Raw genomic sequence first — 23,544 nt, 5'->3', positions numbered from 1 at the left:
TCTGTTTAATTAGCTAAAATTTGTTCTCGAAATCAATTGAAAGACGTTGCAACGCGAATATGATTGAGGAAATTTTAAACGATTATTAATTAAAAATTTTAGAAATTATGGCAAGACAGAAAGGCATAATTAAATTGAAAGGTACTATCGGAGATATTACTTTTTACAAAACCCAAGACGGTCATTTGGCGAGAGAAAAAGGTGGCATTGATGCCAGCAGAATCAAAAGTGATCCTGCGTTTCAAAGAACGCGTGAAAATGGTTCGGAGTTTGGTCGAGCGGGTAAGGCTGGAAAGATTTTGAGAACGGCATTAAGAGCTCTGCTCTTGAATTCTGCCGACGGCAGAATGGTAAGCCGTTTAACCCAAAGAATGGTCCAAGTTATCCAAGCTGATTTAACCAGCGTTAGAGGTTTGCGAAATGTTATTGATGGCGAAGCTGAACTTTTAGCAGGCTTTGAATTCAATATTCGTGGGAAACTGGGAACCAGTTTATTTGCTCCTTTTGTAGGAGTAATTGACCGTGTTACAGGAAACATCACTGTTGATTTGGCTTCATTTATACCGGCTAATATGATTGCTGCACCATCTGGAACAACGCATTTTAAAATCATTTCAGCTGGTGCAGAAGTAGATTTTGAAGCGGAAACATTTGTTGAAGCGCATTCAGAAACGGCAATTTTACCTTGGGACACAACCGCTACGGCTGTGATTAGCCAAACAAATGCTGTAACTCCAGCTAGTACAAAGCCTTTGTTTTTGGCTCTTGGAGTTGAGTTTTATCAAGAAGTAAATGGTCAAATGTATCCATTGAAAAATGGTGCATTTAATCCATTAGCATTGGTGCAAGTGAGCGGATTGTAAGATGGTTTTAATACTATCGAGAACTTATTTCCCTGATGGAACTAACGGAATACTCGAATGCGAAGGCAAATTGATTTGTAAAACCATTGAATTGCCGTGGAAGATAAACGAAACGAAAGTTTCCTGCATTCCGGAAGGGAAATATTTTATTAAAAAGCGCTACAGCAAGAAATTTCAATGGCATTTGGAAATAGTAGATGTAAAAAACAGAAGCTTGATTTTGTTTCATCCTGCCAATAATGCTTTGCAAGAATTGAATGGTTGTATTGCTCCAGTAACAAAACTTTCTGGACCTGGTTTAGGTCTTATGTCTCGAAAAGCATTTTCTAAATTGAAAAATTTAGTCAATCCAATTTTAGACAAAAATGAAAGTGTTGTTTTAATTGTTCAATCTTAAAATAAGATTATGAAAAAAATAATAAATAGAGCGAAAGCTCCAACTCCAAAATTTTTTAAAGTGCTTCGAAATATTGGTTTGGTGTTGGCTGCCGTTGGAGGAACTATTCTAGCAGCGCCTATAGCGTTGCCAGTTGTGATAACTTCTATCGGAGGTTATTTGGCGGTTGTTGGCGGTGTAGTGTCGGCAGTTAGCCAATTGACCACAAAAGAGGATGAGATCCTTCACAAAAGTTCAGGATGACGATGCAACATAGTAATTCAACTGCAATTGGTACCGCTGGCGGTACATTTTTGAGTGTTTTACCGAATTTACATTCGGAAGATGTTTTAAAAACTATAATTCTTGCCACTCTTGGTGCGATAGTCAGTTTTTTAATATCTTTACTACTCAAATTTTTTATTAGAAAGCGCAAAAAATAGTTTAATTCTAGTTGTGGTGACCTTTGGATTAAACAATAATGAAGCCCAAACCGTGAGGAATGGGTTTTTTTATGGTCTAAAATTAAACTTCTTCAAATAGATTTAGAGTAACCTCTAAAACCACTACTTCAGAATTATATGTGTACAATTATTGCCATTTTGCGCTATCAAGAGCTTTGGCTCTAGTGTCGAAAACGCCAAAACATACTGTTGATGCTTTGGATTTCCAATTGTCGGTTTGGTACAAAATAAATAGCTTCATTTAAGTGAATTTGAGTTTACAATTTGGATTATTTTCTGCAATACCTATATAAAATGGCTCTACGGATGTCATTTATAAGCATCATATCCTCTTTGTACTGTTTTTCTTTTTTTTCCAGAAGTTTGAGAGCTGCAACATTTTTTTGGTGCTGCTCGTGTTCCACCATCATTAAACTGGCTTGCGGATTGAATTGTTTTTTGAAATCTGGAAGGCGTAAAAATGGGATTACCGAACCAACTAAATGTTGGTGCCAAAATTTTGTTTGCCATAAACTATAAGCAATGAAAAAAAGGCTTTCGCAGTCCTCCTCGTTTTGAAAAATGATAACAAAACTGTTAGTAAATGGCTCTTTTTGTGGCTTTCCGCTGTTCATCCCTTTGTTAAGTAGGAATAAATGCGGTTTTGAATAAATCGTTCCAACTCGGTGAGTTTTGATGATAAAATTGGTCATAACTTTCGGCTTTAAAAATTGATTAGATTTTCAATTTTTCGCGGATTTTCTCTTGAAATGTAGGTGTGCCTCGCTACGCTCGACCTATAAAATTTTTCAAAAGAAAAAAAGAAAAAAAGAAAGCCGTCTGTTCAAGCGGAAGGTTTCAGATAAAAAAGTTTTTTAAAAAAAATACTACCCGATACATCATCGGAAGTATGAGCGTGAAATCGGAATTGAATGTTGATGCGAACCGTTAAGGGTGGAGATTTTTTTTAAAACCCTTAGGGCTTGAACTTTTTTTTCTGAATACCTGGAACTTATCTTTGCTCTCTTTTTTTTTATTTTTTGTTTTGAATATCCAATCGGAATGTTCTTGTTTAATCGGATTTAATCTGAAGTAATGAGAATTGATTTGGAAGATGGTCGTCTTCGGAAAGGGTATCAAATTCTTTGGATGGATAAAAAAACCAAATCAAAAAATAAAAATGCTTTTCATCCGGCCAAAGAATTTGCTACTCTTTCTTGGATTTGATTTTTGAGGATGCCTAATCGTCTTATGAAATGTGAAGTTTCAATTTAATTGGAATGTTGTTCTGAAAATGGAAAGCATCTTCAAAAAACAATGCATTATAATACCTAGTGCGACAGTGCAGTAGCGCGTGCAAGTGTATCATTTTTTATTTGCTGACTGGGATGTTTCTGATTGCTTTTGTGGAAAAGTTGATGCCATAGACTTAAAAGAAAGATAATGCTTGAAGCTTGCAATGCTTATTATTAGTAACGGTATGGCATCAACTTTTCCGCTGAAGCAATGACTTCTTATTTTATGGCAAATAAAAAAATGATACTCTTGCTGGCTACTCTTGGTTTTGTGGGTGTTGTAAATTGCTTATTCCTATGTCGTTAATGTTAGAAATAGAGTTGATAAGCGATTTACAACACTTACAAAAGCAATGCAAATACTTACCGATTTAAACACAAAGTTGCTAAAAACAGTTACCGTGAACGTTCTTGAAAGTAATTACAACTGTAAAGTTTCCGATGAAATAGCGAAGGTTCTTAAAGACAGTGGCGAAGGACAGCTTTTTTTATTGCCGGCTGGTGCGAGGAAGCAATTAAAAAAGCTGTCCTAGAGCCACTGGCAAGCGCGTTGGGTGTGGCGGCTGTTTTACATAAATGATATTATAGCTTCGTTACAAAAACCAAAAAAAACAATATAAACGCTTTGTAATGAACTATAATACTCAATTATGTAACACAGCTTGGGGAAAAAAATTACTGGCGCAAGTTGCGAAGCGTACGTGTTTTTTCTAAAAACTGTGCCAGTAATTTTTTTTGGAGCGTTGGCAAAGGAGTGCCTTATGAAATGTAAAACTTTCTTTTTACCACCGAACGAAAAAGATATTCTTGCTATTGAAAACGTAATTAGTGAAATGAAGCAAACAAAGATTTGAGTTTAGGAATACTTGGACTAAACGAAGATTTTGTGCAGATGAATGAGATAATGGTAATTAAATGATATTATCGTTTTTCAGTAGTTTGATTAAATCTAAAGATTCTTCTTCAATCCATTTATTTTCCGAAATTAATTGATTGATAAATTCGATTTCTTGTAATGAAAAATCATTCTTATTCAAATTTGAGAATTCATTATCATTCCATTTACTTTTATGATGTTTGACACCAACTTCGATTGCGATTTCTTGTGTTTGTGGTAGAATTATTTTGACTTCAATTCCTTTGGATCTAAATATTTGTTTGACATTTGAATATATCAGTAATCCGTTATAATCCCAATCACAAAAATAATATATTGGAAGTTTTAATTTATCTTGAGAAATGTCTTCTAATGGTGTGGTATTATTACCACCAACATACCATAATTCGATATTATTATTTTTATATTCTAACGGAACTTTTAGACAATCAAGATTCTCACAAAGCACAATAACTTTTGGATTAAGGCAATCAACTACAAATCTCCATTGATTATTTTTGGGGTCTTTTTCTGGAAATTCATCAAGTTCTAATATTCTTAAAACTGCATTTTTAACACTTAATTTATTAGATAAGTATTTAGAATTTTGATTTTTATAAATTAAAGCAGATAATTTTTTCTCTGTTGTTACATTTTTTTTTAATTCCTCTTTGTTATAAAAAACAAACATTAATGCTTTTAAATCTTCATCATCAAAAGATTTTTTAGCATCGTTTTCTATTCCCGACTTCTCAAAGAAATTATTGTAGTATTCATAGGTTTCTAAAAATTCCTGCTCGTAATACTCCTTAAATCTTGATGATGCTTCGATAATAGAATGATTTCCAACCTTAAATTTTATTAGTTTCTTTTGTTTTAAAATGACCTGATTAATAAAATCATTGTTAGTTATTTTTAACTTTGTTTGTTTTGATTTATAAAGCTGATGCAATCCTTTTAGATGTTTCCATTCAATTTTTTTCATACTTTTAATTGTTTGATGATCCAAAAATTGGCACAGGAGTGTAGTTTATATTTTCATCTTCTAAACTATTGTGCAACAAATAAATATTTTGATTTTCTGCATCAATTTTATTTGGATTTATCGATAAAGATAAAATTTGGTAATCATTTGCTTTTGCAATATTATATAGCATATCAAAATTACTTCCAAGACCTTCTGCCTCATCAATAGCCATATAACGAATTCCTTTTCTTATTTTGGATTTTGAAGTTTTATCGATTAAAGATAACTTTGCCATACATAAAAGTGCTATTGCTGAATATGTTTGACTTGTGCTACCAGCAGTTTTGTTCCCTTGTGCTGATTTAATTGAAAACTTCAACCCATAATATGATTTTGGATTCAGTAAGTCCCTAACTTCTAGTTTGTTTGCTCTTGTTCCACCAGTTCGATAAAATGCTTCTTTTAATTTTTCTTCCAACGTTGGAAAACTTTCTAATTCTGTGGAAAATGTTTTAAGAGTTTCAAATAATGATTCATCCATACCGTATTGAATATCTTTATTAATCTCATCAGTGAAATTATTCATCCATTCTTTTTTGAAAACATTATCGTATATTACATCTAAATCGACCTTGTGACCGCCAGTTATTTTTTTTTCTTCTGAATTCAAAAAATTACTTATTATTCTTATATCCATTAATTGACTACTTACTTCATTTGAAACATCGTCTATAATCTCACTTAATTTTTGAAGCTTTCGGCTATTTAGCTTTCTATTTTTAATATTTATATTGCGTAAGTAATTGGAAATGTTTTCAATTATATCTTCTTCTAATAAATCTTTTTCATCAAATATTTCTTTAGGTAAAATTTCTCTGCATAAAGGACTGAAATCGCCAGTGTCTTTATAATGATTAATCTTCTGTTTAAGAAAAGTATAGACTACAAAATTGTAGTTAGAAATATAATCATTATTAGCATCTATAGATTTTTTTTCTAATTCATTAATTTCATTATCATCATAAATATCCATTACTATTTCTTCTGTAAATAGATTAGGATTTTGACTATAAATCTCATTTTTTTTATGTGTAATTTTTAAAATTTTTAATTCTATTTCCTTTAGAGAAGCTGTTTGATTGTTATTACTTATTTGAGTATTATATGCTTTTTTCAATTCTATGTAATAATCTTCAGCATCGCTTAATTCTTTATTTAAGCTCTCTAAATCAAGATTTTTAGTTGATGCAAAATTATATTTACTTTTGTAATCATCAATTTCATCAATAATTATTGGTGTTAAAAATGATTCTAATTCACGCTCTAAATTAATGCGTAGATTGTCCAATTTTCGCTTTTCGTCTTCTAATTTTTTGAAATTTGTTTTTGCATTTGTAAGCTGTTCATTGATTTCTTTTTCTCTAGAAAAAGCATCAAAATAGTCATCAAAAATGATATTTGAAACATCATACATTTCGTGATTTTCAAGTTGTTCATCTAGTCCTATATTTGAATTAAAAGCAAATACATATTCATCAGGATTTTCTAATTGTTCTAAAACTTCTATAATCAATTCAATGTTTGATAATTTTCTCTCTAAATTTGAAATGTCTTCTTCTATCGTACAAGTTTGTTTCTGAAAATATTCCTTAATTTCTTCTCTATCTTCCTTGTCAAAAATTGGTGATTTAATTAAAGTTACGTGTTCCATTAAACCATTTAGATCAATCCAAAAACCTTTGTCATTTTTATTTGATATTTTAAGATTTTCTATTAATTGATTTGGTTCTGGAATATATTTTAATAAAACATCTGATGGAGCATCTACTTTTATATTTTCATTGTGGTATTTATGAATTATACTTTCCTGGAATAAATCTAATTTTTTAGTTTGATTTAAAGCCCAATGTGCTAATGATTTTTTATCTTCAATATTATTTAAAGCTTTTAATTTGTTTTTAATTTCTAGCTCTTTTTTGTAAACTTCTGTTTTTGAATTAGCTTGTACAAGTGCATTTTTACCCTTTAAATTTTCATTGGTAAAAAAAGTCAAAATGTTTTTTGATTTTAACTTTTCAGTCAATTCTCTTAATTGTGTTATTTGAAGTTTATTTTGATGGTGCTTATTATATTTTTCTTTTAAAATTTCTTTTTCAGAACAATTAAAATCCTGTAACCAAGAGAAAAACTTTTTTAATTTGTTTTCACATTCTTCCCATTTATTTTTTTCTTTAAATGCAGTTTCCCATTTTGGATCTATTATTTTAATTTCTTCATTTGTTGAAATTATTTTTTCTTGGACATTTGTTTTTAATTGGATGAGTATTTTGGAACTATTTTCATAAAGATTAATTTTCTCTCTTATTTCATTTTCTGAATCAGTAACTTCTTTTGAATAATTGTTAAAAGATGCTAACAAGAAAATCTTCTCGTTTTTATCTTTTTCAATTCTCAATTTCAACAATTCACTTAACGCGTTTTGCTTATCGGTGAGTAATTCTATTTCGTTTAAGTTTTTATCAAATTCTTTGTTGTCACCATTCAGTTCTTTAACGGTTTGATTAAATTTTTCAAGTAATTCCTTTTCTTTTTCCTCACCAAATAAAAAACTTTGTAATTTTTCACTCTTATTCATATCCAAAGATTCTCTAGAAAATGCTTGAATAATTTTGGCATAATTGTCTAACGTTTTATTACTGATTGACAAATCAATAGGCAATATTTCATTTTTGAAAAGAATTTTATGATAATTTGAAGTCTTATGCCAAGATTCACAAGTTAGTTGTAAAGTATTACTGATGTGTTCCTTCAAATTTTGAATTGGTAATATTTGATTGTTTTTGAGAAAATCGGAATACCCTAAAACAGTTTCAAAAGGCATCAATTGAGTGTCGTCATCAAAATTATTACCCTCTTGAATAATAAACATATATGAAGTACCAGCACTTTCTAAATAAATACCAATAACTATAAATTTATTTTTCTCTACCTCAACATTTATAAAAGCATAACCCATATCGGTTCCATTACCATCAGTTCTTAAAACCATAGTTTTAGGTTCTCTAGTACTTGTACCTTTTGTAGGAGAATGAAAAGCCGAAGTACCAACACAAATTAATTGTAAAATATCAGAAATCATACTTTTACCAGCACCGCCTTCGCCAACAAAATCAGTTCTGAATGGATTAAAATCATAATCAAATCCCTGATGGTGTACTATTCCTAAAGTTGATAGTCTTTTAATTAGTGGATAGTCTTTCATTTCAGTTCGTTTAGTGTTTCCTCTATATTTATAATGTACTCTTCATATACTTTTAGCAATCTGTCGAATGCAGGTAATGTATGAAACTCGTCTTTATCTAATGTTATCCAACCAATTTTTTTAAATTCTTCAAGAGCCGATTGAATTGTTTTATCTATTATATCATCATTGTAATTACCAGGAGTTGTATTCTTTGATTTAGCAATTAATGTATAAATACCTTGTTTGTAATCTTCACATTCAAGCCGGATTTTTTCTTTTAATTTTTGAACAGAATTCAAATCAAATTCTCGGTCAATAAACATAATTTTATAAATTAGAAATCCAATAATTACATACTCACTTTTGAGCATATATCTGTGTTTATCAGAGATATTTCCTCGATCATTATTTATAAAATCTAAATAATAATAGCTTGCATTGTCTTCGCCTCCTTTAACTAAATCAACTTTGAAAAAGGTGTTATAATACAGTTTAAGACTTTCTTCATTTTGTGAAATAAAGTTATATTGATTTATTTGTTTTCCTTCTTTTTGAAAGTGTACACCATCTTTTAATAAATAATCAATTGAAGCAAATAAATCCTCTGAATTATCACTGTACAAGAAACTACTTAAACTAATTTTATTATTTTCATTTTCCATAATGCAATGTTTTTAAATTCGCTATTCGTTTCTAATTCTTTATCAATCTCCAATTTATATTTGTCTTTATTACTGTAAACATATTTAATAATGTTAAAAGTTACGCTCACAGCAATTTGACTGCTTTTACTTTCTTCAATAATTTTAAAGAAGACTTCTGATAATTTGATACTCCCTTTTAGTTCTATTTCTGATAAAATATATTTTTCCCAATTTCTAATAGTGTCTATTTCGTTTATTTTATCTTGAGCTTTCTTAATGTTTTCCTCAATTACTTTTTCGTTCTGAATATATTGTTTTCTTTCTTTTGGTTTGGAAGGAAATAATTCTCGGTCTTTGTCAATTATTGTAAAATGTGGCGTTGGAATATGAATTTGTGGTGAAATAATATTGTGTGGAAACACTATTGATTTATTGCCACTGTTAGATTCTAAAGTACTTTTATCCAATAACAAATGAATGAACTTTTCAATCTTTGAACTTAATAAAGGTTTGCTTAATGTTGAAAATAGTTGTCTAATTTTAGGTTGAATTCTATCTAATTTGCGATCAATTGAACTCAATCGATCATTAATGTATTTTACAAAAGAATACACTTCCGAAATCAACTCATTTATTTCATTATCTTGATTTTGTTTTTGTTCTAATAAACCTCTTATTGTTTTGGTCTCAGAATAAGCCGAACGTAATTCCGCAACGTGTTTTTGGGCTTTGTTCATACTAAAATCCGTTGCTACTAGTATATTAAGGAAATTTTGATTGGTAAAATCGGTTCCTTTTTTAAGTAATTCAATCGACTCGGTAATTTGTCGGTCTAAAAAATCGATTTGTTCTCTTAAATCAGGTTCAAATTTTTTAAAAGTTTCTTTAAGCCAAAATTTAAGTTTATCTGTTGAATCCTCTGATTCTAATAATGAATTTGAAAGAAATGAACAAATCTCTTGGATTCGTGTTGGATTAAAAGCACCTATAAGAGTTTCTTTAGCGTGTTTACAAAATTTAGAAGCATAGTCTTTGAAAAAATACTTTTGGGTTTCCTGGTTGTAATCTAAAAAATATTCCTGCAAGTCCATAATGTGACTGCTATAAACCTCTTTTGGATAACGTTCCTTTGTTTTATAGATATTTTCAAAAGCTTCGTGTAGATCATTTTCAGTAAATTTTTCATCTTCAAAAACACCATCATTAATTTTCTCATAAATCAAAACAATAGCAAGACCTATTTCCCTTTCGGGAAATAACAACTTGTATGTTTTCTCTTCATTTAGAATTTTAATGAAATTAAAATTGGTGTTTATGGGATTGCTCAATGTTTATCTATTTTTTAATACTTTCAATTCATTCTCTAATCTTTCAATCTCATTTTCAAGATGCTTTTTGCGTTCATCATTTCCGAAAATTTCCGAATACATTTCTAATAATTTTGTTTTTATTATTGGCTCGTCAATAATTTCAATAATATTTTTATGATATTCTTTTTCTTTTAATAGCAATTCAAAATTATTTTTAATAGATTTTTCATTCTCTTCACGGATTAAATTTAGCCATTGAATAGTTTTTGTAATCCTATTTTTTGCAAATTCTCCAATTGAACCCTTTTTCATAAAGAATCCATCTTTTAGCAAATCGTGTATATTAGCCCCAAATGTTGATTTATCATCTGAAATTTGTACCGCTTTATTATCTATATTTTCTAAAAACATAATATTTTCTTTTGGAATATCTGAAAGTATAAATGGTGAATGACTAACAAAACAAAAATTGATTGCTTTGATTTTATAAAGCTCTATTCCAGAAATACTATCTAAAATATCATTTATAAAATTCCGTTGCATTTCGGGATGGAAGTATAGCTCAATCTCTTCTAGAACTATATTGACATTAGTATAGGCGGTTTTTGTTCGAGTATTTTTAACGGAATCTAAATTACTTAAATGATAAAGAATTGAACTTATTGAATAAATTTTTTGCTTTTCTCCAGAGCTCAATGTTTTGAATTCTATTTTTTCATTTTTATCTGAATTTAAAATTATATCCGTATTAAAAAATGGAGGTGGAATTAATTCTATTGTATTAATTTTATTATATGTTTTATTTTCTTTAATTCTTGAAATAAAATCTGATATTGTTTTAAGTGAAACTCTTTGCTCTTTAATTTCAATATTATTTTTGCTAAATCTGATATAATTTAGTGTTTGTTTTAACTTAAATGTTATGTGGCTTTCATCATTTATAAAAAGCTCTTTAAAATATTCATCTAATAATTCTTCATTAAATTTTTTCTTTTTTTTATCAAAATATAAACCATAATCTGAATAGGTTACACAAATATTAACCAATTTGTATTTTAAATAATCGAAAGCTATTCTTAACTTTATTTTATCATTATCATCATTAGAAAATTTATAATATTTATTGATTTTTTTAAAAATTAAATCCTCATTAAAACTAAGGTCTTTAAGTTTTATTTTTTCGTTAATTTGTGGATCATCCGTTGGTAATTCATAAATAATTTTATCTCTTTTAGTATCGTTTAATGAAATGTCAAGTTCAATTGCCTCAAGATTATCTGTTAGTTTTTTGAAATTAAATTTAGCTGTAGGTTTTACTAAATTAGCTATTAACCTAGATTTTACTAGATGATTTTCTGTGCCAATTTTGAAATCACCTTTAGTTCTCATAGGATTTAAGACTAATGGAGTTTGATAGGCGTCATTTTTATGAAATAATCCATTTAACCAGTCACCTAAATCTTCGGTATTATATGCATAATGAGAATGGTTAATTGTTACTGTGTAGAAAAAATCTTGAAGTTTATATTTATACTCATAAATTGGCACTGAATTTAGCACATATTCGTTTTTACTTTTTTTGTATCGATGAATTGTTACCTCATTGTCATATACTTTAATCTTATAATATTTACTAACATCTTCATTCTTTTGTCGTGAGTATGTTTTAAAATAGAATTCTACTTTAATATCATTTACATAAGTAAGGTCAGCTTTTTGGTTTTTCTTATTAAATTTAACGGAAAAGTTGTTGATTGCCAAAAATAAAAGTTCAATTAAAGTGCTCTTTCCAGAACCATTTTTTCCAGATATTGCAGAAATACTAATTTTTATTTTTTCATTATTTAAGCTCTCAACATTGTATAATTCTTCAGGAATTTTCTTTTCCAGAGCTATTGCATCATCATTCTCATTTATGGTAAACTCTCTGTATAGATAATATGTACAATCCGGATTCAATAGTTTTAAATATTTTTTATTACAGCCTTTAAGCGGTTTTATTGCTATTACTTGGAAACTCATAATTATTTCGAATATTTTTTTAATGAACCTATTGAAACTGCTATGTCTTTAGTCAATTTAGCTAAAGGTCTTTTATTAAAATCTTTTTCTCCATAAAAATTACCATAAGCTAACCTATAAGCTTCTTCGAGTGTAAGTTTAGCTTCTGGGAATGTTTTTTGCAATGTATCTATGTAGTTATCATTTGAGATATGTCTTTTTTTTATTATTTCCTGAACTATATCTTTATGTTCATTAATAATTTTATTTAATTCAAAAACTTTAGTATTACCATCTATTTTTGCTTTCAATACTGGGTCAAGCTTCGCTCCGTCATTTTTTACAAATATTCTAAACTCTTCAGTTTCACCAATAGAACCTAAATATGTTTTTGGATAATAATCATACTTAATTAATTCGTGTTTTGGATTTTGTTCATAAGGAGAAAAATGAGTTTGATAATTAAAATTAATTTTACCTTTACAATCTCTGTTACAAATTGTACACGAAGGAATTAAATTAAAAAAACTTAGTGCCAATAGAGGATTTCCACTCTTCGGTAAAAAATGATCCAATTCTGGTCTTGTAATTTTATTTTTACCCTTTGAAAGACTAAAAGTATATTGTCGATTACAATATGAACATACTTTTAATCCTAGTTTTTCAGTTAATTGATATGGTCCCCAAACTCCATTAGGTTCAAGATTTAAAAACCAATTTTCATAGTCAAATATTTTTTTTAGTAAAAAGTCTATCGGAGCGAAAAAGAGTTTTCTGGATTCATAATATCTTCTTTTTATTAAACTACCATAGCTAAAGTCTATTTCTAAAATTGATTTACTAATTTTCTTTAGCTTTTTTAGTCTATTAATTACAATAGTTAAATTCCCAGCACCAGGTTTGTATTTGATTATTCTTTTAAGATTACTATAATCAAATTTTTTCTCATTGATTAAAATAATTTTAATAAATGGTTCATATTGAGAATGATGAATTATTTTGTTTACTTTGCTTTTTATTGTTTCCGTTCTAGTTTTTGGGTGTAATTGTAAATAAGACAAATATTCAAATAGATTGATATAAAAATCAATTCTCTTTTCAACCTCAAAAGATACAAAATCTATATGTTTTTTTCGTACAGAAATTAATTCTGATTCTGATATACATTCTCTTATGCTAATCATTTTAATTACTTTTTAGATTTCTTAAATATTTTAATCTTTCCTCCAAATCATTGATCTCATTTTCTATTGAAACCTCAAAAATTGTATTATACATATCTATCAATTTCATTTTAATGATAGGTTCATCAATTATTTCAATTATTTGCTTGATTAATATTTTTTTATCTTCTGTTATATAGATATATACATTATTGTTTTTTAAATCAAGTAATTTATTGAGCTCAATTATGACTTTCTCAATCTTATCTTTAACAAAATCACCTATTAAACCATCATTAATGAAAAATGAATCTGAAAGTAAATTACTGATGTTGGCTCCGAAAGTTTTTGTAGGTCTTTCGGCATCATCTATTTTTAATACTTTACTAAAAAGGTTAACTTTTTTTAGAAAAACAATTGAACTATTTGGTAAATCAGATAGCGTCAAAGGGTCGTGAGTTGTGAAAATTATTTGAACTTTTGGTTTTTTCTGTTCAGAATTTACTTTTTTCTTTTTAATGTTATCAAAAACTTTAGCATTTAGAGTATTAAATATTTCTGGAAGTGTTCTATTTAAAGCATCAATGTATTTTCGTTTCCATAGTGGATGATAACCTAAATCAGCTTCATCAAGAATCAATAAATAATTTTCACTTTCTCTTGTATGATTTTTTCCTAATGTAAATTCATATAAAGTTGAATACAAGTTTAAAAGCGATTTTTCTCCGAAGGATAATTTCTTATCAGCTTCAATTTCAATAAAATCAATTGTTGCGATTGGGATGTTTGAAAAATATGTTTTAACCCTTGTATATGCTTTAATTGTTTCAGAAAGTATTTCTTGTGTATCTTGATTTTTAACATTAAGATTCAAGTATGAATATTCTTCATTATTCTGGATTAAGTGTTGATTTTTATTAATCAAATCATAAAAATCTTTTATTGCTTTGATACCATTAATATCAATAGTAATTTTCTCCTTAATAATTTTAGCATCTAGTCCGCTCAAAACTGTAAATTTATTGTATAGAGTATCACATTTTTGGATTAGTTTTTCATACTCATCAATCTTAATTTCTTCTGGATTATTATAAAATCCTTTATCCGTTTGGACTATATACTTTGCCAATATATAATTTAAGGTTTCTTCAAAACTTTTTGATTTTAAAATTTTTTCAAAATCAAACGAACCCGATAAATCAGTTATTGCAAAAGTATCATTTAGAAGAAGATATGATAAAATACTTATTTCTATATTCTTTATGAAGTTATTTGAGTTGTGGATTAAATGAGATTTTTGCTCATTATCATTTTTGTATTGTGGTAAATCCCAAATATCCTTTAAAGCATCCGTCACATTTCCACTTTTTAATATTGATAAATAACTATTTAAAAGGTTTACCGGATTTGGAAAATTTTTAACACTTAAATCCCTTTCAATAGTATGTTTTAATGTTTCGCCTTTATTTGGATTTCCCAAATTTGAATCTATATAAACCTTAGTAAAATCTCTTTTGTGAAGTTTTTTAGGTTTTATAATTATGTTATCATAATTTGGAAAATCTGGATAGATTATTTTAATTTTATCACTCACTTTACTATTTAAAAAGATCACTTCTTTTAATATACTGTCACTATATATTTCCTCCAATGTTTTTTCAGAATGTTTAGTTTCAAGGTTTAAAATTGAATAAAATTCTGAAATGCTTTTGTCGTAAATAGGTGAATAGTAAAGTGTGGTATATGAACTGAAATCAAATTTATTGTACTCAATGTTTTCAAAGAATTTAACAATAGGTTTAGATTCCTCAATAATACTTCCATTTTCATTTATAATACCAATTCTATTGTCAATATAATATTCTATACCTTCATCAGTTAATTTCTCGTATACAAAAATTACAGGTGTATCTTCTTGATAACTTTTATGGATTATTTTTAATAGAGTTGTTTTACCCACACCATTTGCTCCAACTATTCCAGATATTGCAATAATTTCATTTGAGTAAAAATTGTCTATGTATTTTTCATTTTTTTTCCTGTAAATGGTTATTTCATTATCAGTAATGAATTCAAAGTCATAAAAATACCTACCTCCAAAATTTAATATTTGAGGTTGATTATCAAATAAAAACTTATGTTCTTTTATGTATATAGCTACTAATATCATATTAAAAATTATTTAAAAATACTCTCAAATAATAGTAAAAGGTTTTCTCTGACTACTTCATATTCGGGTAATTTATCAGGTTGAATTTGATGACCCAAACTGTTTTTCCACGCTCCTTTTAAAGCTTTATCACTTTTTGGATTGATTAATTGGTCAATTCCAGTGAATTCAATATTCTTGAATTTCATTTTCTTGTAAAAAGCTTCAACAATCACTATCCAGTTTAAATCCGGGAAATTATTCGATAAGTACCAAATGTCATAGTAATCTCGAGGCGCTGTATAAGAACGTTGGATTAAGGCTCTAATTTTTTCGGCCAAAACTTCTTCGATTTTGTAACAAGGTATTGCGTTTACTAATGCTAGGTTGTCAGAATAGGGGTGGCTAACTGCTTGTTCTGTAACTTCAAAAATCATTTCTTCATAGAGAATTATTTCTATTTTAATTTTTGTCTGCCATCGGTCTGGAGTTGTAGGCATTATATTTTTTGGATGGTCTGCACCCCAAAACTTAATTATAGCTTCATATCCTGTTAGTCTGTCTTGAAATCGTAATAGTTTTAATGAAACAATGTGTGTTTTTACTTCAGTATTATCTTCAATATGTTTTGTGATAAATTTTAAATGATTCTGTGTAAATTCAAATTCCTGTGACTTTGAAGTAAAATCCAAATCTTCTGAAAATCTATATTCTTCAAACCAACATTTCTTCAAACAAGTTCCTCCTTTGAAAATTAATGTTTCCTTTAGTTCCGGTTCGTTGAATATTGCTGCTATAAAGTGCCCCAACATCCAATCTTTATCAATAACTGATTTCGATACGCCTAGTTGTTCGGAAATGGTGGCTATTTCTTTTTGTAAAATCATTAATATTGCTTGTTACAGATGTTTAAAATTTCTTCGCTGCTTATATTTAATCTCAATCGCCATTTGTTTACAAATTCGCCTTCTTCTATACCAAATGGGTCAAAGAGATTGTATTTTTCGTTGACTTCTTTTAATGCGAAGTTTATAAATGATTTCATCCCTTTTTTATTTAGTAATTCAGCCAAATATCCTATTCGTTTTGTAATAGCAATGTTTTTTGTGGCTTTACAATACGCAATCATTTTCTCACTGTTGAGGTTTGCTTGATTGAATGCCCGAATTAATTCGGCATAACCACCGGAATATTGTGGTAAATCAAAACAATCAATAATGGTTTTTTCAACATCGGTCATTTGGTAGCTGTGGTTTCCAAATCCTAATTTTTCTATTCCAACTATTTTTGATTTTGAAATTTGAATGAATTTATAGAAAACACCAAAAACACTTTTGTCTGATTTTCTTTTTGTGGTTTGTATAAAAATAGAATTTGGAAATTGTTCCGTAAGACCGTGTTTGTTTAATGCGGACCAATAAGCGATTGCGGAATCTTCGGTTAATTTGCAGCCAATTACGTTTTCGTCCCTGAAATTGTATCTACAATATTTACCTCGTTCTATACGTGATAGTAGTTTTTTATGTACTAGATTTTCTACTATCTCGTTTATGTTTTCAAATTCTCTTGATGCAATTGATTTGATTTCCTCTAAAGTAAAGATGTCTAACTCATTATCATCAAGCATTAACATAAAATCTATTTGATTTTGTGTTGTGTTTTCTGAAATATAGGTGCTTTTTGCCATTACTAATCGTTTAAGGATAAACCCTAAAAATTGGGGTTTATCTTGCGTTGAAAGGTAATCAAAAGTAGTGTTATTTTTTTATAAAATAATGAACTTTTGAAAAATGTTTCAATATTTATGATAGACAGTGTTTAGATTATACTAAAATAATGCTTTTTGATTAGACCAATAGAAGTGTCAATTAGCTATTTGTTTTCAAATCAAACATTGACATATTTAAAAAAATCTCAAAGCTTTGAAATAAACTCTCAAAATCATCTACAACTTCATTGTCATCCAAAAGTTTTATTACATTACCAGGGAATGGCCATAAAATATGGAAATGGTCTATTGCTCTTAATCTTGATGTCATTGCATTATAAATAATTTCTTTTATATTGGCTTTGATGTCATCTTTACCAAAAACCTGAAATATGTCTGGATTAGAAAGTGCTGAATAATTTCCATCGCTAAATGCAGCTACTTCATAAGATTTTAATTTCTTTACTAAAATCATTTCTTTATTTTTATCATCTAATATTCCTTGATCTAATCTCGAAAGTGCTGAAGATTCCTTGCTACTATAATTTTGGTCTTTGTATGTTTGGTATGGAATTTTTAAACTTTTTAATTTTTTAATTGCAGGATTTTTTTCTTCAATATCAATACTGTATCTGTAAAAAGTTAAATCATTTCTAAACTGTTCAAGTCTGTTCGAGTCGAGTAGGTTTTCGATTTCATCGTAAGGAATTTTTCTACTAGTTCGGTGATATTTTATTTTAGTTCCTTTTTCAAGATTATAAACTAGGTCAGGTAATACGTTTATATATTCTGATGGCAAAAGAAACCACGAAATTGATAAGTTTGACGGATGGAAATATTCAAGAATCTTTTCGATAACTTCAGGAGTCTTTTCTAAAATATAATCTGCTAAAAGTCCTCTATACCCTTTTTCTGAAACATCTTGAATCTTATAAATTAAACTAAGTGAATCATACATTTCTATACACCCCTTTTTTTCGAAAATAGGTAAAGCAGCATATAAACTGTACAAAGTATGGTCTTTCCGTTGATAATATTTTGTCCAGAAAAGTGAAATTGAAGCTAGGTCAATTTTTTTATTGTGATGTAATGATAAACGTATGTAATTTAAAATTTCAACTCGCATATTAAAACTTCCTACATCTTTATTATTTAAAATATACTCCTTGAGTGTAAGATTCAAATAGTCATTTTTATCAGAGATATAACCCAATGCTAATAAATTTTCATAGGCTTCTTTTAATATCCATCTTGCCTGATAGTCTTCAATACCAAAATCCACAATAAAATTCTCTAAAATTGAATTTGCTTTGTATTCATCCCCATTTACATAATGATTGATTGAGTTATACAAATCTTCAAAATTCTTTCTACTTAAATCGTGAATGAATAAATCTTCAATTATGTAGGTTATTATTTTTCTATATTCCCAGTTAGATTTATCTTTTAATAAATCTTTAATTTTTGATGTTAAAAGTGGCTTTCGATGTTTTTCAAAAAATGATATTTCTTCATTAGCATCATTTTGTAAGTCATAATAAAAGCTACTTGTATCGTAATGACTGTCGCTATTCAAATTTAAAATTAAGGAACCATCATTTGTTTCGATATAGTACATCATTCCAAATAAATATCGATTACTAGTAATATCTTCAATAGTAAAACCATTAAATAAAAGCGCTTTACAATACGTAAAATAAAAATCATTTAATGTTGATAAATGATCACGATATACCATATTTAATATAAGCGATAATTCATAATAATCATTAATTTCTAAATCATTAGCAGACAATTCAGGCATTGTTTCGCGAATTTGACTATAGAAGTCCTGTATGGCTTCAAAATCAATCACACCATTCATCAATATTCTAAATTCTGTTATTGAAGAGTATTTTTTAACAACATTTTTCTTGTCTACAATTGAAAAGTCAAAATACCTAAACCTTGATAAAAATCTTTTATTTCCTATTAGTATTGAAGAATAAACTATTGAATTGACATTTGATGCAATAGCTTTGTAATTTGTATTTATTTTACGTAGATAGGTTATGAAACTATCGTGAAAAAGTGAAATTCTGTTCAGTCGTAGTTCAAAAAGATATGGGTGTTCTTTTATAAATTCGATTACGAAAGATGAATTTATCGATTCTAAAAATAATTCTATTTCAGATTGCATTATGTATGAGCGAACGCAAAGAAAAAGTGAAAGTGCTAGTTTCCCTTTTTGTCCGTCAATAAGCTTTTCATAATATTTATCAATTGTATCAAAGGTTTGAAAATCTGGTACACTTCCTTTTAATTTATATTGCTCAGAAATGTATCTTACCAAAATAGGATAACCATCACTGATTTTGTATATTTTTTCAATGTTGGTATATTCCTCAATGTGATATAGTTCATTTAATACTTTTTTTGTCTGTTCCTGATTCCAATTACCAAGCAATTGTTTTTTCCAATTTAGCTCACGTTGTAAAGGACGACTCAAAATAATTACTTTACAAGATTCTTTTAACTTATCAATAAATTCTATATAAGCTTCAAGATCTTTGGAATTATAATTTTCAACGTGATCTAATCCATCAATTATTACTGTTTTTTCCAGTTCCTTAATTTTAGATATAATTTCTATTTCAGTATATGGTTTTAAATTGTTAAATAATTTCTTTGAGAAATCTAACACAAAATTATTATACTGTAATCGCTCGTTACGTTCGTTGTCTTGGTTAGAAACCCAAAAACGATAAACTATATTATTTGAATATTGGTTTTCTAAATTTACTACTAGATGACTTTTACCAACACCTGGTTTACCTTCAATATGCAAAATGTTTTCAATTTCTAATGTTTCTATAGTAAGATTAACAGTAGGCTCAATTAAATAAGTTTTAAAAACATTGAGTACAGGTAATTCACTTTTTTTAATTAATAACTTTCTGATATCAAGACATTCACTAAAAAATTGGTCGATAATATATTTGCGTAAATGGTCTGTTTTATATAATTCTTCAATTTTCTGGTCTATTGCTAAACGATTTAAAGAAACAATATAGATGTTTTTCAATTTGTAAGCATCAATATCCAAGACCATACAATTTGGAGTAATTTCGATATTTTTGAAAAAAATAACATTCGTTCCCGAAGAAGAAAGTTTATGTACTTTACGTGCGATTGAAATTTCATTTTCTGAAACTATTAAATCATTAAGTGAGATATTATCAAAATCCTTTATTTGAAAATAATATTCTGCTTCTTCGGTATTTAACTTTATATCATCAAATTTATGTTCAACCGTGGCTTCAATTTCTATTTGTATAATACTTCTTTCAACATCCATTTTTGTCAACATCAATGATGTGACTTGTTCTTGATATGAATAACCTATAAACGCATTTTTCATTAATGTAAATTATTATGCTTTAGCCAAGACAGCTATGCCTTTGGATTATTTTTATTTTTCTGATTGATTTTCAACTTAAACTGTAACTAATTTTATTGAATCTATTTTTGATTAATTTAAATTTTTAAGATTGAATATTTTTAAAAGAATTAATCTTGATAATTACTTCTTGCTCTTTATTTTTAATTCCTTCGTGCTGATATAGACTTAAAACAATCAAATACATTTGCAATAGATAATCACTGTTATTAAGATTAATGTCTTCTAATGTTTTTATTGCCATTTCTTGGTTGGTTATAGCTTGTATAATATCATTTTTGCATAGAAAAAGTTGTGCCAGTTGGTTGTAGTATGCAGCTAAATAAAAATCATTTCGTTCGAGAATATTAAGTGATTTATGCAGTTTAATTCCCTCACACAGCAACTCTATAGCTTTGTCATAATCTCCAGCAATTTTATAAGAATCTGCAAGAATTCGATATTCAATCCCTAATTGTTGTCCGTCAAAATAATTGTATTTTGTTCTTATTTCTTGAACCTTTTTGAATACGTTTATCGCATTAACTAAATCTTTGCTTTTTAAATAAATATTTGAAATGTTGTTTGAAATTGTTATTACTAAATCAATATACTTTGATTCCTGCTTTTTGAAAATAATTAAAGCTTTTTTGAAATAAATAATTGCATTTTTAAAATCTTCATTGTAAGCAAATGACAATGCCAAATTGTTATATATTACCGCTAAATTGGGATTATTTGAATCAAGATACTTTTGAGCTCTTAATGCTAAATTATTCCATCGAAGATTGTGTTCATTTCCTATGCCAATATCAATAAAAAACCGGTATGAATATAAAAGCTCATTTTCTAACATCAAAAGTGGTTGATAGACACTCTTACGATATTCTTCTTTTACAGAATTTAATATTGATTCGGCGTATTTTAAAAATCTAATAGAGTTTGAAGGTTGGTTTTGCCCTTCTTTTATTCTAGCTGTAAGCCAAACAATATAAAAAAGACTATTAATGAATGGGTTAAATTCTTTTCTTGAATTATAAATAATAATTTCTCTAATGATTCTGTGAATATTTATTCTTTTGCGATCAGATGAGTATTCAACTAAACCTTTTTTCTCTAGAGAATTTATTATGTTTCCAATAGTTATTTTGTTTTCATCGAAAAAATCAATACCATTTATTAGAATAATATCTTCAATGTAGATATTACTTGATGGTAGTAATGCTAAATATTCAATATAATTTCTTTCTTCTGAATTAAGATTATTAAGACTAAACTTTTTAAGTAAAAAATTGAATATTCTTATAACTTCATTTTCTTCATTAACTTCAATATCAATATTAAAATCGTTATCGTCTAATTTTTGCTCTTTGAGTAAATTAAAAAAAACATTTAATGTTAAATCAATACTATTTTCAATTGTTTTTGCAGTCAATTCAATTACTAATACATTGTAATCGATGTACTCGAAGTATACATTAAGTAAACTATTTTCTATTTCTTCTTTACTACAGTTTGACGTAAATATTTCTTTAGCACATTCAAAACTTATTCTGGGTAACTTAAAAGAAGTGATGTTTTTAATATGACTTCTAGTAATTATTAATTTCTCCCAATTTGTTAAAGTTGCGATTAATCTTAATTCAGTATTATCAATTTCATACTCTTGTATGTCAACAATTAGTAAATTATTACCCTCAATTTTATTTATTTCATTTAGGATTAATTTAAATTTATGAACAGCATCACTTTTAATAAATTCAACCCCCAAATTTATTTCTAAAACTTCATCAAAAGAAAAAGCGTAACTAATAGAATTCTCAACATTAATCCAAATAATATGGTCATAATTAGTATATGTTTTTAAATACTTTTTTGCAAATGAAGTTTTCCCCATTCCCCCTTCAGCAAATATTGAAACTATTTTTTTTGCTTTAAGACTGTTATTGATGTTCACTATAAAATCATCCCAACCAAGTATTTCAGTAGAATTTATATCAGGAATAAAAGTTAATTCTTTTGGAATTGTTTTATTATTAAAATTAGTAAAACTGGTTTTTAATATTTTTATTTCTTCACTATGTAAACCTTGTTTAATTTGGATTTGTTGAATATCATTTTGTATTAACTCTATTTCAATTCGTAATAATTTTGTCAACTTGCTATTGATTATTTTTTTCAAATCATCATCTGTCTGTTTTAAAATTATTGATATTGTTTCATTAGTTACACACCGATCATCTCTATTCGTATTTTGAGATTTTTTATAAATTTCACTTAATAATACACTAAAAAGTAAATTTGGTGGTTTGTTGTTGAATTTTGAATTTGCCAATAATGAATCAATATCTTTTCTTATTGACATTATTGACTCTTCGGGAGAAATGTGATTAAATTCCCAAATTATATTCCTAACAAATTCTTCTATATCAGCATTTTGAATGTAATTTTTAAAAGATTCGCAAGCAGATTTGATTTCAGTTTTCTGAATTTCAGTAATTTTATTTTGAAGTTTTTTATTTTTTCGAATATTGATTTCTTTAATTAAAATCTCTTTAATTTTTTCGTAGCATAATGTATAAAGTTCATTGTTGTTTAATTCTGGATTTGCAGACCATTTAGTTAATAGTCTTTCTCTCGGAGCAATTGTTGTATTTGTTGAAAAACAGAATCTAATATTTTCATTTGAAGTATTATATTTCAAATAAAGTAGCCAAAAATTAAATATTGAGTTTTTGATTTCTTCCGAATTAAAGCTGAAATTTGAAGAATAACATTTTACTTGTGTGAAAATTAATTCTTGCCCAACTTCCTTAATGTCATTGTCAACTTCGGTATATGTTACAATGTTTTTATCTTCAATAAAATTCTGAATCCATTTTTTTAAAACAGATAAATATTGATAATAAAACCCTCTATTGGTAGCAACGGCATCTGTATTGACATCGAATGTATTTAGGATTTGTTTTAACATTTATAAATTTATTTTTTATAAAAGTAAGTAATTTACTCTTGGTAATTATTCGTTTTTCAAAACTCATCAAATTAAGAATATCCTGTTTGCGTTTTACTACACAATGTACAGT

Annotated in this window: 17 protein-coding genes; 5 read left to right on the top strand and 12 right to left on the bottom strand. The window is 27.5% G+C overall.

Translation table 11 applies throughout. From position 1 onward, the window contains the following. Positions 1–107: 107 nt before the first annotated feature. From RMO70_RS02465 to RMO70_RS02455, 3 genes are read left to right on the top strand one after another with little or no spacing between them, the layout of a single operon-like run. The gene (locus RMO70_RS02465) at positions 108–863 is read left to right on the top strand and encodes a hypothetical protein (protein ID WP_310554841.1); all 756 of its coding nucleotides are present in this window, start codon (positions 108–110) and stop codon (positions 861–863) included. 1 nt (position 864) lies between these two features. Next, entirely contained in the window at positions 865–1,260 is a 396-nt protein-coding gene (locus tag RMO70_RS02460) for a DUF5675 family protein (RefSeq protein WP_310554840.1), read from the top strand. Between the two features lie 9 nt (positions 1,261–1,269). Next, complete coding sequence (locus tag RMO70_RS02455; protein ID WP_310554839.1) at positions 1,270–1,503, top strand: hypothetical protein; 234 nt, start codon at positions 1,270–1,272, stop codon at positions 1,501–1,503. A 469-nt stretch (positions 1,504–1,972) separates the two neighbouring features. Here RMO70_RS02455 and RMO70_RS02450 read toward each other — a convergent pair whose 3' ends face one another. After that, positions 1,973–2,395: a DUF6943 family protein gene (locus tag RMO70_RS02450; RefSeq protein WP_310554838.1), complete on the bottom strand. Its 423-nt coding sequence runs from the start codon at positions 2,393–2,395 to the stop codon at positions 1,973–1,975. A gap of 382 nt (positions 2,396–2,777) precedes the next feature. On the opposite strand from RMO70_RS02450, the gene RMO70_RS02445 reads away from it, so the two are divergent. Then, complete coding sequence (locus RMO70_RS02445) at positions 2,778–2,909, top strand: hypothetical protein (protein ID WP_310554837.1); 132 nt, start codon at positions 2,778–2,780, stop codon at positions 2,907–2,909. Positions 2,910–3,330: 421 nt separating this feature from the next. Then, on the top strand, positions 3,331–3,510 hold the full coding sequence (locus tag RMO70_RS02440; protein ID WP_310554836.1) for a hypothetical protein: 180 nt from the start codon (positions 3,331–3,333) through the stop codon (positions 3,508–3,510). A 378-nt stretch (positions 3,511–3,888) separates the two neighbouring features. On the opposite strand, the gene RMO70_RS02435 is transcribed toward RMO70_RS02440, so the two are convergent. The 11 genes from RMO70_RS02435 to RMO70_RS02385 form a co-directional block, all read right to left on the bottom strand. Continuing rightward, the gene (locus RMO70_RS02435; RefSeq protein WP_310554835.1) at positions 3,889–4,839 is read right to left on the bottom strand and encodes a hypothetical protein; all 951 of its coding nucleotides are present in this window, start codon (positions 4,837–4,839) and stop codon (positions 3,889–3,891) included. Between the two features lie 4 nt (positions 4,840–4,843). Beyond that, entirely contained in the window at positions 4,844–8,083 is a 3,240-nt protein-coding gene (locus RMO70_RS02430) for a DNA repair protein Rad50 (RefSeq protein ID WP_310554834.1), read from the bottom strand. Continuing rightward, a complete protein-coding gene (locus tag RMO70_RS02425) occupies positions 8,080–8,727 on the bottom strand; it encodes a condensin complex protein MksE (protein WP_310554833.1) in 648 nt (215 codons plus the stop codon). The genes RMO70_RS02430 and RMO70_RS02425 overlap by 4 nt, the downstream gene beginning before the upstream one ends. Continuing rightward, positions 8,697–10,037 (bottom strand): hypothetical protein, encoded by a 1,341-nt coding sequence (locus RMO70_RS02420; RefSeq protein WP_310554832.1) that lies wholly within the window; start codon positions 10,035–10,037, stop codon positions 8,697–8,699. The genes RMO70_RS02425 and RMO70_RS02420 overlap by 31 nt, the downstream gene beginning before the upstream one ends. A 3-nt stretch (positions 10,038–10,040) precedes the next feature. Beyond that, positions 10,041–12,041, bottom strand: a complete 2,001-nt coding sequence (locus RMO70_RS02415; RefSeq protein WP_310554831.1) for a hypothetical protein — start codon at positions 12,039–12,041, stop codon at positions 10,041–10,043. A 2-nt stretch (positions 12,042–12,043) separates the two neighbouring features. After that, a complete protein-coding gene (locus RMO70_RS02410) occupies positions 12,044–13,204 on the bottom strand; it encodes a hypothetical protein (protein ID WP_310554830.1) in 1,161 nt (386 codons plus the stop codon). A gap of 1 nt (position 13,205) precedes the next feature. Beyond that, positions 13,206–15,353 carry an AAA family ATPase gene (locus RMO70_RS02405; RefSeq protein WP_310554829.1) on the bottom strand — a complete coding sequence of 716 codons (2,148 nt, stop codon included), beginning with the start codon at positions 15,351–15,353 and terminating at the stop codon, positions 13,206–13,208. 8 nt (positions 15,354–15,361) lie between these two features. Continuing rightward, a complete protein-coding gene (locus tag RMO70_RS02400; protein WP_310554828.1) occupies positions 15,362–16,219 on the bottom strand; it encodes a nucleotidyl transferase AbiEii/AbiGii toxin family protein in 858 nt (285 codons plus the stop codon). Continuing rightward, on the bottom strand, positions 16,219–17,019 hold the full coding sequence (locus RMO70_RS02395; RefSeq protein WP_310554827.1) for a hypothetical protein: 801 nt from the start codon (positions 17,017–17,019) through the stop codon (positions 16,219–16,221). The genes RMO70_RS02400 and RMO70_RS02395 overlap by 1 nt, the downstream gene beginning before the upstream one ends. Before the next feature lie 181 nt (positions 17,020–17,200). Then, the gene (locus tag RMO70_RS02390) at positions 17,201–20,440 is read right to left on the bottom strand and encodes a hypothetical protein (protein WP_310554826.1); all 3,240 of its coding nucleotides are present in this window, start codon (positions 20,438–20,440) and stop codon (positions 17,201–17,203) included. Positions 20,441–20,564: 124 nt separating this feature from the next. After that, on the bottom strand, positions 20,565–23,432 hold the full coding sequence (locus RMO70_RS02385) for a tetratricopeptide repeat protein (RefSeq protein ID WP_310554825.1): 2,868 nt from the start codon (positions 23,430–23,432) through the stop codon (positions 20,565–20,567). Positions 23,433–23,544: the final 112 nt, after the last annotated feature.

Origin of the sequence: Flavobacterium sp., from assembly GCF_031422135.1 — a bacterium.
Lineage (GTDB): Bacteria > Bacteroidota > Bacteroidia > Flavobacteriales > Flavobacteriaceae > Flavobacterium.
The sequence above is the reverse complement of the archived record's forward strand: the minus strand, read 5'-3'. Positions and strand labels throughout refer to the sequence as shown.